This window comes from Massilia sp. WG5 (genome assembly GCF_001412595.2).
GTDB lineage: Bacteria > Pseudomonadota > Gammaproteobacteria > Burkholderiales > Burkholderiaceae_D > Telluria.
Window position 1 is genome coordinate 3796431 of record NZ_CP012640.2, and the last position, 16216, is coordinate 3812646.

Annotated in this window: 14 protein-coding genes; 12 read left to right on the top strand and 2 right to left on the bottom strand. The window is 65.5% G+C overall.

Annotated elements, in window-relative coordinates; translation table 11 throughout:
* Positions 1-62 precede the first annotated feature (62 nt).
* The 5 genes from AM586_RS16995 to AM586_RS17015 all read left to right on the top strand — a co-directional run bounded on the left by AM586_RS16995 (position 63) and on the right by AM586_RS17015 (position 7687).
* Positions 63-791 carry a response regulator gene (locus AM586_RS16995; RefSeq protein WP_047826104.1) on the top strand — a complete coding sequence of 243 codons (729 nt, stop codon included), beginning with the start codon at positions 63-65 and terminating at the stop codon, positions 789-791.
* Positions 788-2170 carry an ATP-binding protein gene (locus AM586_RS17000; protein ID WP_047826103.1) on the top strand — a complete coding sequence of 461 codons (1383 nt, stop codon included), beginning with the start codon at positions 788-790 and terminating at the stop codon, positions 2168-2170. Before AM586_RS16995 ends, AM586_RS17000 begins: the two co-directional genes overlap by 4 nt.
* Before the next feature lie 106 nt (positions 2171-2276).
* A complete protein-coding gene (locus AM586_RS17005) occupies positions 2277-3473 on the top strand; it encodes an efflux RND transporter periplasmic adaptor subunit (RefSeq protein ID WP_047826102.1) in 1197 nt (398 codons plus the stop codon).
* Positions 3470-6595 (top strand): efflux RND transporter permease subunit, encoded by a 3126-nt coding sequence (locus AM586_RS17010; RefSeq protein WP_047826101.1) that lies wholly within the window; start codon positions 3470-3472, stop codon positions 6593-6595. Before AM586_RS17005 ends, AM586_RS17010 begins: the two co-directional genes overlap by 4 nt.
* A 255-nt stretch (positions 6596-6850) precedes the next feature.
* Entirely contained in the window at positions 6851-7687 is an 837-nt protein-coding gene (locus AM586_RS17015) for a hypothetical protein (protein WP_229411238.1), read from the top strand.
* Positions 7688-7750: 63 nt separating this feature from the next.
* Here the strand turns inward: AM586_RS17015 and hemB are convergent, their stop codons facing one another.
* Both hemB and yihA read right to left on the bottom strand, forming a co-directional pair.
* Positions 7751-8764: a porphobilinogen synthase gene (hemB, locus tag AM586_RS17020; RefSeq protein ID WP_047826100.1), complete on the bottom strand. Its 1014-nt coding sequence runs from the start codon at positions 8762-8764 to the stop codon at positions 7751-7753.
* A gap of 33 nt (positions 8765-8797) precedes the next feature.
* Positions 8798-9499, bottom strand: a complete 702-nt coding sequence (gene yihA, locus AM586_RS17025) for a ribosome biogenesis GTP-binding protein YihA/YsxC (protein ID WP_047826099.1) — start codon at positions 9497-9499, stop codon at positions 8798-8800.
* A gap of 185 nt (positions 9500-9684) precedes the next feature.
* Here yihA and AM586_RS17030 point away from each other — a divergent pair, with 185 nt between their 5' ends.
* From AM586_RS17030 to AM586_RS17060, 7 genes are all read left to right on the top strand, one after another.
* On the top strand, positions 9685-10365 hold the full coding sequence (locus AM586_RS17030) for a cytochrome c (protein WP_047826098.1): 681 nt from the start codon (positions 9685-9687) through the stop codon (positions 10363-10365).
* 29 nt (positions 10366-10394) lie between these two features.
* Positions 10395-12533 (top strand): cytochrome c biogenesis protein ResB, encoded by a 2139-nt coding sequence (locus AM586_RS17035; protein ID WP_047826097.1) that lies wholly within the window; start codon positions 10395-10397, stop codon positions 12531-12533.
* A 23-nt stretch (positions 12534-12556) separates the two neighbouring features.
* Positions 12557-13741, top strand: coding sequence for a c-type cytochrome biogenesis protein CcsB (gene ccsB, locus AM586_RS17040; protein ID WP_047826096.1), 1185 nt, complete (start codon positions 12557-12559; stop codon positions 13739-13741).
* Between the two features lie 121 nt (positions 13742-13862).
* Complete coding sequence (gene msrP, locus AM586_RS17045; RefSeq protein ID WP_047826095.1) at positions 13863-14843, top strand: protein-methionine-sulfoxide reductase catalytic subunit MsrP; 981 nt, start codon at positions 13863-13865, stop codon at positions 14841-14843.
* 9 nt (positions 14844-14852) lie between these two features.
* Entirely contained in the window at positions 14853-15512 is a 660-nt protein-coding gene (locus tag AM586_RS17050; protein ID WP_047826094.1) for a sulfite oxidase heme-binding subunit YedZ, read from the top strand.
* A 4-nt stretch (positions 15513-15516) separates the two neighbouring features.
* Positions 15517-15702 carry a hypothetical protein gene (locus tag AM586_RS17055; protein WP_047826093.1) on the top strand — a complete coding sequence of 62 codons (186 nt, stop codon included), beginning with the start codon at positions 15517-15519 and terminating at the stop codon, positions 15700-15702.
* A gap of 67 nt (positions 15703-15769) precedes the next feature.
* The gene (locus AM586_RS17060) at positions 15770-16204 is read left to right on the top strand and encodes a hypothetical protein (protein WP_047826092.1); all 435 of its coding nucleotides are present in this window, start codon (positions 15770-15772) and stop codon (positions 16202-16204) included.
* The last annotated feature ends 12 nt before the right edge of the window (positions 16205-16216 follow it).

A 16216-nucleotide genomic window follows, 5' to 3' on the forward strand; every position in this document is an offset into this window, starting at 1 on the left:
TCCATATACAAGCCGATACAAAGTGACTGTTCAGGGCCAGCTGAAGTCGGGATAATGATGTCATGGACACTCCATCTACCATTCTGATTGTCGACGACGACCGCGACATCCGCTCGCTCCTGGCCGATTACCTCGAGGCGAACGGCTATCGCGCGCTGGCTGCCGCCGACGGCAATGCGATGTGGAAGACGCTGGACGAGGCGCGTCCCGACCTGATCGTGCTCGACCTGAACCTGCCCGGCGACGACGGCCTGACCCTGTGCCGCAAGCTGCGCGCGAGTTCGACCCTGCCGGTCATCATGCTCACCGCGCGCAATGAGCCGCTCGACCGCATCCTCGGCCTCGAAATGGGCGCCGACGACTACCTGCCAAAACCCTTCGAGCCGCGCGAACTGCTGGCGCGCATCCGCAGCGTGCTGCGCCGCAGCCACGCGATGCCGCCGAATTCCCAGACCGAGAACGTGCAGCAGATGAAGTTCTCCGGCTGGACCCTCGACCTGACCGCGCGCCACCTGGTCAATCCGCAGGGTGTGGTCATCATGCTGTCGGGCGCCGAGTTCCGCCTGCTGCGCGTATTCCTCGAGCATCCGAACCGCGTGCTGAACCGCGACCAGCTGCTGAACCTGACCCAGGGCCGCGACGCCGACCCCTTCGACCGCTCGATCGACATCCAGATCAGCCGCCTGCGCCAGAAGCTCGGGGAGGACGCGCGCATGCCCCAGATTATCAAGACGGTACGCAACGGCGGCTACGTGCTGGCCGGCCAGGTGAGCGTGGAGCCCGGCGCGTGAAGGCATTCTTCGGCTCGATGACGGGCCGCGTGTTCATCACACTGCTGCTGGGCGTCCTCCTGACCGCTGCGCTGAGCCAGCTGGTGGCGGACGCCGAGCGCGCCCGCGTGATCGACGAATACCGCGACATGCATTCGCTGGACCGCGCCGAGCAGCTGATCATGGCCACCGAAATCGTCCCCGAATCGGCGCGCAGCGCCTATCTCGAAGTCGCGAACCGCCCCGGCATGCTGCTCGAAGCGGCGGGGCCGAAGCTGCCGGCCCTGGCGCCGGCGCCCACCGAATTCACCGAACTGCTGGCGGCGCGCATGAACAAGACCCCGGGCAAGCGGCTCTACCGCCTGCAGTCGGTGGCTGCGCGCCCGGAAACCTGCGAATTCGCGCGCGAGCAGTCGGTGCTGTTCGGCCTGCTGCGCATGAAGTGGCGCGGCACCTGCGAAAGCATCCTGATCGGCCTGCGCGACGGCACGCCCCTGATCCTGTCGGTGCTGCCGCCGCGCTACGCCACCACGCCGGAGCGCACCGACTACCGCGGCACGATTTCGCTGTTCCTGGTCAGCATCGCCTTCCTGGCCTACCTGGTGGCGCGCATGACCACCCGCCCGCTCAAGCAGCTGGCCCAGGCCGCGAAAGACCTCGGCAACGACATCAACCACCCGCCGCTGGACCTGACCGGCGCCGACGAGATCCGCCAGGCCAGCGCCGCCTTCAATGCGATGCAGGCGCGGATCCGCCAGTACATCTTCCAGCGCACCCAGATGCTGGCCGCGATCACCCACGACCTGCAAACCCCGCTCACGCGGATGCGCCTGCGCCTGGAGAAGGTCAGCGACAGCGACCTGCAGCAGCGCCTGATCGGCGACCTCTCGGCAATGCAGGCGATGGTGCGCGAAGGCCTGGACCTGGCGCGCAGCATGGACACCACCGAGACCATGCAGATGCTGGACCTGGATTCGCTGCTGGATTCGGTGTGCGCCGACGCCGCCGACGCCAGCCAGCGCGTGAGCCTGAGCGGCACCGCCAACATGGCGCTGCTGGGCCGTCCGATGGACCTGCGCCGCGGCCTGGTCAACCTGATCGACAACGCGGTCAAGTACGGCCAGTCGGCCAAGGTGACGGTCGACCGCATCAACGGCGCCGCAAGGATCCGCATCCGCGACGCCGGCCCGGGCATCCCGGACGCCGAACTGGCGCGCGTGTTCGACCCGTTCTACCGCGTCGAGAGCTCGCGCTCGCGCGAGTCGGGCGGCACCGGCCTGGGACTGACGATCGCCCGCAACATCGCCGAGCAGCACGGCGGCAGCATCGCGCTGGCGAATCATCCGGAGGGCGGGCTCGAAGTAACGCTCATGCTGCCGGAGTATTACCCAGGGAAGTAATGGCAGGGCCTCGCCAATGTGCGAAAATCGCCGGCGGAGACCCACGTCTCGTCCTCATCGAATAGATAAAAACGAAGCCGCCGGCACTGGCGGCACAGGGAGTGGAATGAAAAAGCACCATCTCGGCCCTATCGTGGCCGCCGTCATCATCCTGGCCGGCGCCAGCGGCTGCAGCCAGGAAAAGGAAGCCGCCGGCGCGGGCGCCAAAGGCAAGGGCGGCCCGCCGCCTGCGGTCGTGAATGTGGTGGCGCCGCAACGCCGCGACGTTCCGGTGGTGCAGCTGGCCAACGGCACGGTGACCCCGATCCGCACCGTCGACCTGCACCCGCAAACCACCGCCACGATCCGCCAGGTCCACATCAAGGAAGGCCAGTTCGTGAAGGCCGGCGAGCTGCTGTTCTCGCTCGACGACCGCGCCGACCGCGCCAACCAGGACAAGGCCCAGGCCCAGGTCGAACGCGACCGCGCCCAGCTGGGCGACCTCGAACGCCAGTTCAAGCGCAGCCAGGACCTGTTCGCGCAGAAGTTCATCGCCCAGAGCGCGGTCGACACCCTGCGCGCCCAGGTCGACCAGGCCAAGGCGACCCTGCAGTCCGACACCGCCGCGGTGCGCGCCGCCGGCGTGAGCACCAGCTATACCGCGATCCGCGCGCCGATGTCCGGCCGCGTCGGCGGCATCGCCGTCTATCCGGGCAGCCTGGTGCAGCCGGCGACTTCGCTCACCACGATCACCCAGCTCGATCCGATCACGATCGCCTTCACGCTGCCGGAATCAAGCCTCCCAGGCCTGCTGGCGGCGCAAAAGCGCGGCAAGGTCGAGGTCGAGGCCCTGCCTTCCGCCGGCATGGCGCCGGTCACCGGCACCCTGAGCTTCATCGACAACACGGTCGACCCGACCGCCGGCACCATCAAGGTCAAGGCCGAATTCGCCAACCGCGACACCACCCTGTGGCCGGGCCAGTACGTGAACACCAAGGTCACCGTGCAGACCATCAAGGATGCCGTGGTGGTGCCGCAGAGCGCGATCATCACCAACGCCAACGGCACCTACGTCTACGTGCTGGAGAAGGATCCGCATCAAGGTTATTCAGCGCGTCAGCTGCCGGTGCAGCGCCTGTACGGGGCCGGCGTGGACGCCGCCGTCAGCGGCCTGACCGGCGACGAGCAGGTCATCACCGAGGGCAAGCAGAACGTGCGCCCGGGCGGCAAGGTGCGCCTGGCTTCGGAAATGGCCAAGGGCGGCAAGGGCGGCGCCGAAGGCGCGAAGAACGCCGGCGAAGGCAGGAAGGGCGGCGCCGCATGAGCCTCTCCGAACTGTGTATCCGCCGGCCGGTCATGGTCGTGCTGCTGTCGATCAGCCTGATCCTGGTCGGCGTGCTGGCCTACCTGCACATCCCGGTCGCGGCGCTGCCCAGCTATAACACCCCGGTCATCAACGTCAACGCCAACCTGTCGGGCGCGAGCCCGGAGATCATGGCGTCCTCGGTCGCGCTGCCGCTCGAGAAGCAGTTCTCGACCATCGCCGGCATCAACCTGATCACCTCGACCAGCACCCAGGGCAATACCTCGCTGACGCTGGAATTCGACAACTCGATCGACGTGAACCGCGCCGCGGTCGACGTCCAGGCCGCGCTGCTGGCGGCCCAGCGCCAGCTGCCGCAGGAAATGACGGACCTGCCGTCCTACCGCAAGGTCAACCCGGCCGACGCGCCGGTGCTGTTCATGACCATGACCTCGCCGTCGATGAACCTGTCGGAGCTGAACGACTACGCCGAGAACCTGATATCGCCGGCGATTTCGACCCTGCCGGGCGTGGCCCAGGTGTCGGTCAACGGCGGCAAGAAGTTCGCCGTGCGCGTGCGCGCCAAGACCGACCTGATGAACGCACGTAACCTGACGATGGACGAGCTGGCGACCTCGCTGCGCACCGCCAACTCGAACGCGGCCCTCGGTATCCTGGACGGCCCGCAGCAGACCCTGACCATCCAGGGCCCGCCGCAGATGATGAAGGCGGCCGACTTCGCCGAGCTGATCGTCGCCATCCGCGACGGCCAGCCGGTGCGCCTGAAGGACGTCGCCACCGTCGAGGACAGCTACCAGTCGACCAAGGCCTACGGCGCCTACAACGGCGAACGCTCGATCGTGCTGCTGGTGCAGCGCCAGCCGGACGCCAACACGGTCGAGGTGGTCGACCACGTGCGTGCGCTGCTGCCGCGCTTCCAGTCGCAGCTGCCGGCCTCCATCAAGATCAACCTGGTGAACGACCGCTCGGTCTCGATCCGCGAAGCGATCCACGACGTGAACTTCACGCTGGCGCTGACGGTCGGCCTGGTGGTGCTGGTGATCTTCCTGTTCCTGCACCGCGTCTCGGCGACCTTCATCCCGGCGATCACGATGCCGATCTCGCTGCTGGGCGCCCTGAGCCTGCTGTACGCGCTCGGGTATAGCCTCGACAACATCTCGCTGCTCGGCATCACGCTGGCGGTCGGCCTGGTGGTCGACGATGCGATCGTGGTGCTGGAGAACATCGTGCGCCACATGGAGATGGGCAAGAAGCCGCTGCGCGCCGCGCTCGAGGGCTCGAGCGAAATGGGCTTCACCATCATCTCGATCTCGGTCTCGCTGGTGGCGGTGTTCATCCCGATCTTCTTCATGCCGGGCGTGATCGGCCTGCTGTTCCACGAATTCGCCGTGATCGTCGGCCTGGCGATCCTGGTGTCGGCGGCGGTGTCGCTGACCCTGGTGCCGATGCTGGCCTCGCGCCTGCTGCCCGAGCATCGCCATGGCGAGGAAGAAAAGAGCTTCATCGGCCGCCACTTCGAAGCCGGCTTCGCCAAGGTGCGCGACGCCTACGCGAAGACCCTCGACCTGGCGCTGAGATTCCGCTTCGTGGTGCTGCTGATCGCCTTCGGCACCTTCGCGCTGACGGTGCTGCTGTACACGACCATCCCGAAAGGCTTCTTCCCGGAAGAGGATATCGGCCAGCTGCGCATCAGCACCGAAGCCGCGGAAGACATTTCGTCCTCGGCCATGGTCAAGCTGCAGACCCAGGTCGCGGCCCTGATCCAGGCCGATCCGGCGGTGCAGGACACGACTTCGTTCTCGGGCGGCGGCAACAACGGCCGCATGTTCGTGGTGCTCAAGCCGCGCGACCAGCGCGACAGGATGCCGCAGGTGATGGAGCGCCTGCGCACGGCGACCCGCAAGATCGCCGGCGTCAACGTCTACATGGCGCCGGTGCAGAACCTGCAGCTCGGCGGCCGCCAGTCGAAGAGCCGCTACCAGTACACGCTGCAGAGCGTGTCCGGCGCCGACATCGGCCAGTGGGCCAACGAGTACATGGAACGCATGCGCAACAACCCGCTGTTCCGCGACGTCACCAGCGACACCCAGGAAAAGGGCCTGCAGGCGACCCTCGACATCGATCGCGACAAGGCCAACCTGCTGGGCGTGCAGCTGGGCGACGTGCGCACCGCGCTGTACGCGGCCTTCGGCGAACGCCAGGTCTCGACCATCTACTCGACCGCTGCCAGCTACTACGTGATCTTGGAGACGGCCAACGAAGACCGCCAGTTCGAGGACGCGCTGTCGCGCCTGTCGGTGCGCAGCAAGACCGGCCAGCTGGTGCAGCTGTCGAGCCTGGCGAGCGTCAAGCGCACGGTCGGCCCGATCGCGGTCAACCACCAGGGCCAGCTGCAGGCGATCACGCTGTCCTTCAACCTGGCGCCGGACGCCGCACTGGGCGACGCCACCGCGGCGATCGAACAGATGGGCCGCGACATGAAGCTGCCGGCCTCGATCATCACGAAGTACGGCGGCGACGCGGCGGTGTTCCAGAGCTCGCAGTCGAGCCAGCTGATCCTGATCATCGCGGCGGTGGGCGTGATCTACGTCCTGCTGGGCGTGCTGTACGAGAGCTTCATCCACCCGATCACGATCCTGGCCGGCCTGCCGTCGGCGGCCGTCGGCGCGCTGCTGACCCTGCGGCTGTTCAACATGGACCTGACGATGATCGCCATGATCGGCATCCTGATGCTGATCGGTATCGTCAAGAAGAACGCGATCATGATGATCGACTTCGCCTTGGACGCCCAGCGCAACCAGGGAATGACGCCGGAAAAGGCGATCCGCGAAGCCTGCATCCTGCGCTTCCGTCCGATCCTGATGACGACCCTGGCCGCGCTGATGGGCGCGCTGCCGATCGCCCTCGGCCTGGGCGCCGGCGCCGAGCTGCGCCAGCCGCTCGGCCTGGCGGTGTGCGGCGGCCTGATCTTCTCGCAGGTCATCACGCTCTACATCACCCCGGTGATCTACCTCTACCTCGACCGCTACAGCGGCAAGGGTCCGATGACCGACGAGCATCTGGCCGCGCTGGAAACGCATCACCACGAGGCGCCGAAGGTCGTCCTGACCAAGGCTGCCTGATGAAGCACCCGCGTTGCTTACCTTTTGGTAATCAACGCGGTGTCGCGTCTTTGATACACTCTGTAACAACCATCAATTTCGGCAGCTTGTAAGCTGTTAGTAAAGGTCCAACAAACATGTGCGGTCTACCCAAAACAGGTTAGACTGCGGCCCTCGGACCATTCTTTGCTACTTCCCGGAAAGTTGTACAAAATCTTGCGTGACCATGCCCATATCCCTCTGGAGGACAGCGATGTCTGCGCACATTGCGGTCAGGTGCTGCCTGGGCGGAAAGTAGCAACTTACGGTAAAAGCGGGCCGAACCGTACCGGCCTGATCGTCACCGTCGCCCTGCACCTGCTGATGGTCGGGATCTGGCTGTTCCAGCCGAAGGCCGAGCACCATGCGCCGCCCAAGCGCGGCGAAGCCGTCGTCTGGCTGCCGCCGCTGAAACCGAGCAAACCGACCCCGCAGGCCGCGCAGGCGGCGCCGAAGCAGAGCGCGAGCACCCCGCCACCGATGCCGAAGTTCACGCAGCCGCGCATCGTGGTGCCGCGCCTGCCGAACACGATCACCTTGCCGAACGAAAAGCCGGTCGAGCAGCCCAAACCGCAGCCGAAGGAAGAAACCAAGCTGCAGCCGGACGAAACCGACATGGCCGCCTTCATCGAAAAGCGCCGTCAGGCGCGCGGCGCCCGCAGCGAGCAACCGGCCGAGGAAAGCGACGCCCAGCGCGGCATGCGTAACGCGATGGCCAACATCGCCGCCATCAACGGCCGCGGCGGCCAGGATCCGAACGAGACCGGCGGCGTGTTCAGCGTCACCAACAAGACCTTCAGCCATGCCGACCTGAAATTCCGCGGCTGGAACCCGAACTTCAAGCGCCGCTGGCTGACCGCCGTGACGGTCGAGCGCGGCAGCGATCCGGACATCGAAACGGCGATCGTCAAGAAGATGATCGAGCTGATCCGCAAGGAAAAGAACGGCGACTTCGAGTGGGATTCGCACCGCCTGAACAAGGTGGTGACCCTGTCGGCAAGGCCGCAGGACACGCAGGAACTGACCGCCTTCCTGTACAAGGAAATGTTCCCGGATTACAAACCACCGAAGTAATCCAGGGCAGGCAAGAAAAAACCGCGCCGAGGCGCGGTTTTTCATTGCCGAAGCAGAAGCCGATCAGGCCATCGCCTTCAGCCTGCGCGCCACGTCCAGCGCAAAATACGTCAGCACGCCATCGGCGCCGGCGCGCTTGAAGGACATCATGGTTTCCAGGACGATCTTGTCCGGATCCAGCCAGCCATTCTGGAAAGCCGCCTGCAGCATCGCATATTCGCCGCTGACCTGGTAGGCGAAGGTCGGCACCTTGAACTCGTCCTTCACGCGGCGCACCACGTCCAGGTAGGGCATGCCGGGCTTGACCATCACCATGTCGGCGCCTTCGGCGATGTCCAGCGCCACTTCGCGCAGGGCTTCGTCGCTGTTGGCGGGGTCCATCTGGTAGGTGTTCTTGTCGGCCTTGCCCAGGTTCGCGGCCGAGCCCACCGCATCGCGGAAGGGACCGTAGTAGCCCGAGGCGTACTTGGCCGAATAGGCCATGATGCGGGTGTGGATGAATTCCTTTTCTTCCAGCGCCATGCGGATCGCGCCGATGCGGCCGTCCATCATGTCCGAGGGCGCGATGATGTCGACGCCGGCTTCGGCCTGGGCCATGGCCTGGCGGGTCAGCATGGCGATCGTCTTTTCGTTGACGATGTAGCCGTTCTCGTCCGGCAGGCCGTCCTGGCCGTGGGTCGTGTAGGGGTCGAGCGCGACGTCGGTCATGATGCCCAGCTGCGGGAAGTTGCGCTTGAGTTCACGGACGGCACGCGGGATCAGGCCTTCCGGATTGGTCGCTTCCACGCCGTCGTAGGTCTTCAGCGAGGCGTCCACCATCGGGAACAGGGCCAGCACCGGAATGCCGAGGCTGACGCATTCTTCCGCGACCTTCATCAGCAGGTCGACCGAGACGCGTTCCACGCCCGGCATCGAGGCCACCTGCTGGCGCTGGTTCTGCCCGTCGAGGATGAACACGGGGTAGATCAGGTCGGAGGCGGTGACGGTGTTTTCGCGCATCAGGGCGCGCGAGAACGGGTCGCGGCGCATGCGGCGCATGCGCACGGCAGGGTACTGGCTAGGCGTAATGATCGGCATATCTTGCCCTCGGAAATAGTTAAGAACAGAGGTTCAGAGCGGAGCGTCCTGCGGGGCCTCGTCCTCTTCGTCGTCTTGCAGGCCCAGCAGTTCGATGATCTTGTCGTTCGCTTCTTCGATGCCGACGCGCTTCAGGGCCGAGAACAGCTGCACGGTGAAGGGGAAGCCATTGCCATCCTCGTCCACGTAGCTGTCGAGCACCTGACGGGCCTGGCGCAGCGCATTGGTCGATTCGTTGCGGTTCAGCTTGTCGACCTTGGTCAGGATACAGTGGATCGGCTTGCCGGTCGGGGCGAACCATTCCAGCATCTGGATGTCCAGCTCGGTGAACGGACGGCGCGAATCCATGATCAGGACCAGGGCCGCCAGCTGTTCGCGGCGCTGCACGTAGTCGCCCAGCAGGCGCTGCCAGTGCAGCTTGGCGTCGCCCGACACTTCCGCATAGCCGTAGCCGGGCAGGTCGACCAGCAGGGCCTGGATCTCGTCGACCTTGGTCGGGTCCTTGCGGTGCATGGCCACGTGGGCGCCGCCGATCGAGAAGAAGTTGATGTGCTGGGTGCGACCCGGCGTCTTGGAGGCGAAGGCGAGACCCTTCTGGTTGGTCAGGATGTTGATCGCCGTGGATTTACCCGCGTTGGAGCGTCCGGCGAAGGCGATTTCCGGCACCTGCGTGCGCGGCAGGTCGCGCAGCTGGTTGACGGTCGAGAAGAAGCGGGCTTGCCAGAGTTTGGACATGGGTGGGGGCGCTTGCTTGAAGCGAAAAAGACAACAAAAGAGGCGGTTCGGAAACAAAGCTATTGTACAATAGGGAGTTACCTGTCGTTGGCGCTAACAGCGCTCGAGGCGCTTCGATGGCAGGACACGAGCATGGCCGCTGCACTGTACGCAAGAATTATTGTTAATTTTTTCAGGGTGCTTGAATGAATCGTGTGTTTCCCCCGGCCGCCGGCGCGGCAATCGTAAAGTCCTTGCTGCTCGCGACCCTGGCATTCGCCGGTAGCGCCTCGGCAGCCGACGCGGCCCATGGCGCCGCAGTAAAAGCCGATCCTGCCAAGGGCGGTTCCCTGTACGACACCGGCGACAACGCACGCGGCATCCCGGCCTGCGCCTCCTGCCATGGCGCCAACGGCAACTCCACCATCGTCGCCAATCCCAAGCTCGCCGGCCAGGCCGAAGCCTACATCCACAAGCAACTGGTCGACTTCACGACCCCGAACCGCCAGCAGCCGGTGATGACCACCTACGCCAAGATGCTGAGCGACGAAGAGAAAACGAATATCGCCGCCTGGCTCTCGACCCAGCAGCCCAAGCAGGGCGCGGCGCGCAACAAGGACACCATCGAACTGGGCCGCAAGATCTATCGCGGCGGCATCGCCGACCGCGGCGTGGCCGCCTGCGCCAGCTGCCACGGCGCCACCGGTTCCGGCATCCCGGCCCAGTATCCGCGCCTGGCAGGCCAGCACCAGGATTACACCTTCACCCAGCTGCAGGCCTTCAAGACCGGTGCGCGCAACAACAGCCCGCAGATGGGCGCACTGGCCAAGCGCATGTCGGACGAGGAAATGAAAGCCGTTGCCGACTACATCGCCGGCCTGAAGTAAAATCGGGCCTTTGTGCCCGCCAGGAATCGATGAGCACCACCGGAATTGAACTGAAAACGCGCCGCCGCGGCCTCGCCGAGGCGGTCGAGCTGGTGTCGTCGATGCGCTTCGCCATCGCCCTGCTGGTGATGCTGGCGATCGCCGCCATCATCGGCACGGTCATGCAGCAGAACAAGGCGGCGCCGGACTACGTCAACCAGTTCGGCCCGTTCTGGTTCGAGATCTTCCGCAAGCTGGGCCTGTACACCGTCTACAGCGCCTGGTGGTTCCTGCTGATGCTGGCGATCCTGATCCTCTCCACCAGCCTGTGCATCGCGCGCAATGCGCCTAAGATGCTGCGCGACATGCGCAGCTGGAGGGAAAGCGTGCGCGAGGAATCGCTGCGCAACTTCCACCACAAGAGCGCCTGGACCACGCCGGGCAGCGCGGTGGCGCTGGCCAGCCGGACCGCCCAGCGCCTCGGCAATGCCGGCTACCGCGTCAAGCTGGTCGACAAGCCGAACGGCGTGCTGGTGGCGGCCAAGAAGGGCGCCGCCAACAAGTTCGGCTATATCTTCGCGCACTCGGCGATCGTCATCATCCTGCTGGGCGGCCTGCTCGATTCCGACCTGCCCATCCGCTTTCAGCAATGGTTCATGGGCAAGACACCGTATACGGGCGGCGGTCTGATCGCGCAGATTCCGCCCCAGCATCGCCTCGGTCTCGGCAATCCCAGCTTCCGCGGCAACACCATGATCCCGGAAGGGCAGAGCAGCGCGACTGCCATCCTGCCGCAGTCGGAGGGCGTGCTGATCCAGGAACTGCCGTTCACGATCCACCTGAACAAGTTCATCGTCGACTTCTACTCGACCGGCATGCCCAAGCTGTTCGCCAGCGAGGTCACGATCCGCGATCACGAGACCGGCAAGACCTTCCCGGCCAGTATCAAGGTGAACCAGCCGCTGATCTACCGCGGCGTGGCCATCTACCAGTCCGGCATCGAGGATGGCGGCAGCAAACTGAAGCTCACCGGCTACCCGATGACGGGCGCGTCCGACAAGGCCTTCCCGCTCGATGGCGAAGTCGGCAACGCGACCGAGCTGAAACAGGGGAGCGAGCCCTACACCGTCGAGTGGTCGGGCTTCCGCGCCTTCAACGTCGAGAACACCACCGCCAACCAGAAGGAAGGCCAGGACACGCGCGACGTCAAGAAGGGCGAGTCGCTCGAGCAGCAGTTCGCGCGAACGCTGTCCCAACATACGGGCTCGGCCGCCAAGAACGCCAACAACAAGGACCTGAAAAACGTCGGCCCCAGCGTGCAGTACAAGCTGCGCGACCGCACCGGCCAGGCGCGCGAGTTCATGAACTACATGCAGCCGGTGACGCTCGAAGGGGCCGAGGTCTACCTGGCCGGCGTGCGCGCCAATCCGAGCGACCCCTTCAGCTACCTGCGCATTCCGTCGGACGACCAGCACAGCGTGCGCGAATGGATGCGCCTGCGCGCCGCGCTGGAAGACGCTTCCCTGCGCGAAGAAGCCGCGCGCCGCTATGCCGAGCGCGCCATGCCGCAGACGAAAGACGATCCTGCGCTGGCGCGCCAGCTGCAGGAATCGGCCGCCAAGACCCTGGCGATCTTTGCCGGCGACGGCGAAGGCCGGCACGCCGGAAACAGCAATGGCGGCTACCTGGCGGTCTCGCAATTCCTGGAGCGCATTCCGGCCGCCGAGCAGGAAAAGGCCGCCAATGTGTTCATGAAGATGCTCAACGGCGCCATGTGGGAGCTGTGGCAGGCTGCCCATGCGCGCGCCGGCGAGCCGCCGGTGGCGCCGACCGAGGCCCACGGCCGCTTCCTGCAACTGGCGACGAATGCCTTGTCGGACAGTTTCTTCTACGGGGCGCCGGTCTACCTGTCGCTCGAGGATTTCACCGAAGTGAAGGCCTCGGTGCTGCAGGTGACGCGTTCGCCGGGCAAGAAAGTGGTCTACCTGGGCTGCCTGCTGCTGGTGCTGGGCATCTTCTCGATGTTCTACATCCGCGAGCGCCGCATCTGGGTCTGGGTGAAGGAGCAGGATGGCGATGCGCACGCCCTGATGGCGATGAGCACCCAGCGCAAGACGCTCGACTTCGAGCGCGAGTTCGATGATTTGAAGACCAGGTTGCCGCAAGCGCCGGAAATCGGCGTAAGCTAGGGCTGGAATCGGAGAGAGAACCCATGTCGCAAGCAACCCAACCCCGCAGCACCCCGTCGTCGCCGGCCTCGCAGGCGGCTTATACGCAACCGCCGGGCTTCTTCAAGCGCCTGGGCGCGATCGACTGGCTGTACGGCGCCGGCCTGCTGGCGGCCGCGCTGTTCGCGCTGCAGCGCTTCGGCAGCTTCATGGACGTCTACGAACAGGCGATCCTGGTGCTGGCCGCGCCCACCTTCGCCCTGCTGGGCTGGCACTGGAAGCCGGTGCGCTGGCTGATCCCCCTGATCGCCGTGCTGTCGCTGTGGGGCGTGTCGCTGTACGGCGGCGCGCTCGATGCCGCCAACCAGAAATTCTTCCTCAAGTACATGCTGTCGAGCCAGTCCGCGATCCTGTGGATGAGCGCGCTGTTCGTGTTCTCGACCGTGTTCTACTGGATCGGCCTGGCGGCCAGGTCGCCGTTCGGCGCCAGCGTCGGCTCCAAGCTGTGCTGGGCCGCCGTGGTGCTGGGCTTTACCGGCATGATGGTGCGCTGGTACGAGTCCTACCTGATCGGCAGCGACGTCGGCCACATCCCGGTGTCGAACCTGTACGAAGTCTTCATCCTGTTCTCGATGATCACGGCGCTGTTCTACCTGTACTACGAACAGCGCTACGCCACCCGCCAGCTCGGCCCCTTCGTGCTGCTGGTGATCTCGGCCGCGGTCGGCTTCCTGCTGTGGTACACGGTGGCGCGCGACGCCGCCGAGATCCAGCCGCTGGTGCCGGCCCTGCAGAGCTGGTGGATGAAGATCCACGTGCCCGCCAACTTCATCGGCTACGGCACCTTCGCGCTGGCGGCCATGGTCGGCAGCGCCTATCTGCTGAAGTCGCACGGCATCCTGGCCGACCGCCTGCCCTCGCTCGAAGTGCTGGACGACGTGATGTACAAGTCGATCTCGGTCGGCTTCGCCTTCTTCACGGTGGCGACCATCCTCGGCGCACTGTGGGCGGCCGAGGCCTGGGGTGGCTACTGGTCCTGGGACCCGAAAGAAACCTGGGCCCTGATCGTCTGGCTGAACTACGCGGCCTGGCTGCACATGCGCCTGATGTCCGGCCTGCGCGGCCGCGCCGCCGCCTGGTGGGCGCTGATCGGCCTGGTGGTGACCACCTTCGCCTTCCTGGGCGTGAACATGTTCCTGTCCGGTCTCCACTCGTACGGCAAGCTTTGACATGACAGCCCGATTACAAATTTGTCAGAAGGCTCTACGGTAACAGCCTGCCGGGAACAGATGGTGTAAGGTTGCTATGTGCGGCGCATTTCGTGGCCGCACATGCCCAGTGGAGCCAGCCATGCTGATCAAACGAAACCCGAACGGTATCGACTTGCCGTTCCCATCTGAAATTACGCCGCGCGAAGTCTATGAAGGCAGGCGCAAGTTCATCGCGCAGATTGCCGCCACCGCCGCGCTGGGCTCCTCGCTGTGGGAACTCGCCAATCGCGAAGCCTTCGCGCAAGGGAGCCCCGCGCAAAAACTGGCCGCCGCCCGCAACGCCGCCTTCTCGACCACGGAAAAGCAGACCTCCTTCGAGGACGCGACCCACTACAACAACTACTACGAATTCGGCACCGACAAGTCCGACCCGGCGCAGAACGCGCATACCCTGCGCACGCGGCCGTGGACGGTGCAGATCGATGGCGAAGTCAAAAAGCCGCTGACCCTCGACATCGACCGCCTCACCAAGCTGGCGCCGCTGGAAGAACGCATCTACCGGCTGCGCTGCGTCGAAGGCTGGTCGATGGTGATCCCCTGGGTCGGCTATTCGCTGGCGAACCTGATCAGGCAGGTCGAGCCGACCGGAAATGCCAAGTACGTCGAATTCACGACCCTGGCCGACAAGCGCCAGATGCCGGGCGTCGGCAGCCGGGTGCTGGAATGGCCCTACGTCGAAGGCCTGCGCATGGACGAAGCCATGCACCCGCTGACCCTGCTCACGGTGGGCATGTACGGCCAGGTGCTGCCGAACCAGAACGGCGCGCCGGTGCGCGTGATCGTGCCCTGGAAGTACGGCTTCAAGTCGGCCAAGTCGATCGTCCGCATCCGCTTCGTGCGCGACCAGCCGCGCACCGCCTGGAACACGGTCGCGCCCGAGGAGTACGGCTTCTATTCGAACGTGAACCCGAACGTCGACCACCCGCGCTGGTCGCAGGCCAGCGAGCGCCGCATCGGCGAGGGCGGCTTCTTTGCGCCGAAGCGCAAGACCCTGATGTTCAACGGCTATGACCAGGTGGCGTCCCTGTATAGTGGGATGGACCTGAAGAAGTACTTCTGACGAGGCCCGATGACCAAGAACGCGCCCCCACGACCCGCCGTCGGCCCAGCGCCCAAGCAGCTCGCCGCGATCAAGAGCGCGGTGTTCGTGCTGGCGCTGCTGCCGTTCGCGCGTATCGTCTGGCTGACCGTCCAGCAGGTGCCGGTCGACCCGGTCGAGTTCGTCACCCACGGCACCGGCGACTGGGCCCTGTACCTGCTGTGCGCGACCCTGGCCATCACGCCGCTGCGCCGCTTCACCGGCTGGAACTGGCTGGTCCGCCTGCGGCGCATGCTGGGCCTCTACACCTTCTTCTATGCCCTGATGCACTTCCTGACCTTCCTGTGGGCCGACCACCGCTTCGACTTCGGCGCGATGTGGAAGGACGTGCTGAAGCGCCCCTTCATCACGGTCGGCTTCATCGCCTTCGTCCTGCTGCTGCCGCTGGCCGCGACCAGCACCAATGCCATGATCAAGCGCCTCGGCCGGCGCTGGTCCCAATTGCACCGCCTGATCTACCTGATCGCGCCGCTGGCGATCCTGCATTACTGGTGGATGAAGGCCGGCAAGCACAACTTCGAGCAGCCCATCGTCTGGGGCACGGTCGTCGCCGTGCTGCTCGGCCTGCGTGCGTACTGGAGCTGGAGCCGTACGCGTCAACTCACCTCAACCGGATCCGTCCGTTCCTGACGTGATGAAGGGACCTACCGCCCTCGGCCTGCTGCTGGCACTGGTTCTCGTGCTGGTGCTGGCGGTGTCGCGCTTCCACACTGGCTCCTCGGTCGACCGCTGCCTGGTGCTGGACGGCCGCTGGAACGAGCAGGCCGTCGCCTGCGCGCGGCAGGCCTGGCCCGAAGACCGTTCGCGCGGGCGGGATTGACAGGCACACCATTGCAAACGGCTCCCCGTGGCCTAGAATCAAATGAGGATGGCACACGGGGGCTGGCATGGATACCCACGAAAAAGGAATGGCGAAACGCCTGATGCTTGCGCTGGGCGCCGCAGCCCTGTCGGGCTGCTATTACTACCCGCCGCCGCCGTATGCGATCTACCGCGCCGCGCCGGGCGACACGTCCGAGGCCACGTCGGCCACCGCGAGCAGCACGGGCAGCACGGGCAGCACGGGCACCTCCACGGCCACGCCGAGCTATTCCTACTACCCCGGCTATTACCCTTACTACTATCCGTATTACTACCCGTATTACTACCCCTATTATTACGGCTACCCGACCTATGTCGGGCCGCCGATCTCCTTCAGCTTCGGCTACTACGGCTACCACGGCGGCCATGGATGGGGCGGACACGGCTGGGGAGGACACGGCTGGGGCGGTCACGGCAGCGCTCATGGTGGAGGCCATGGCGGCGGTCATGGCGGGCATTGAGGCCTGGCGCAC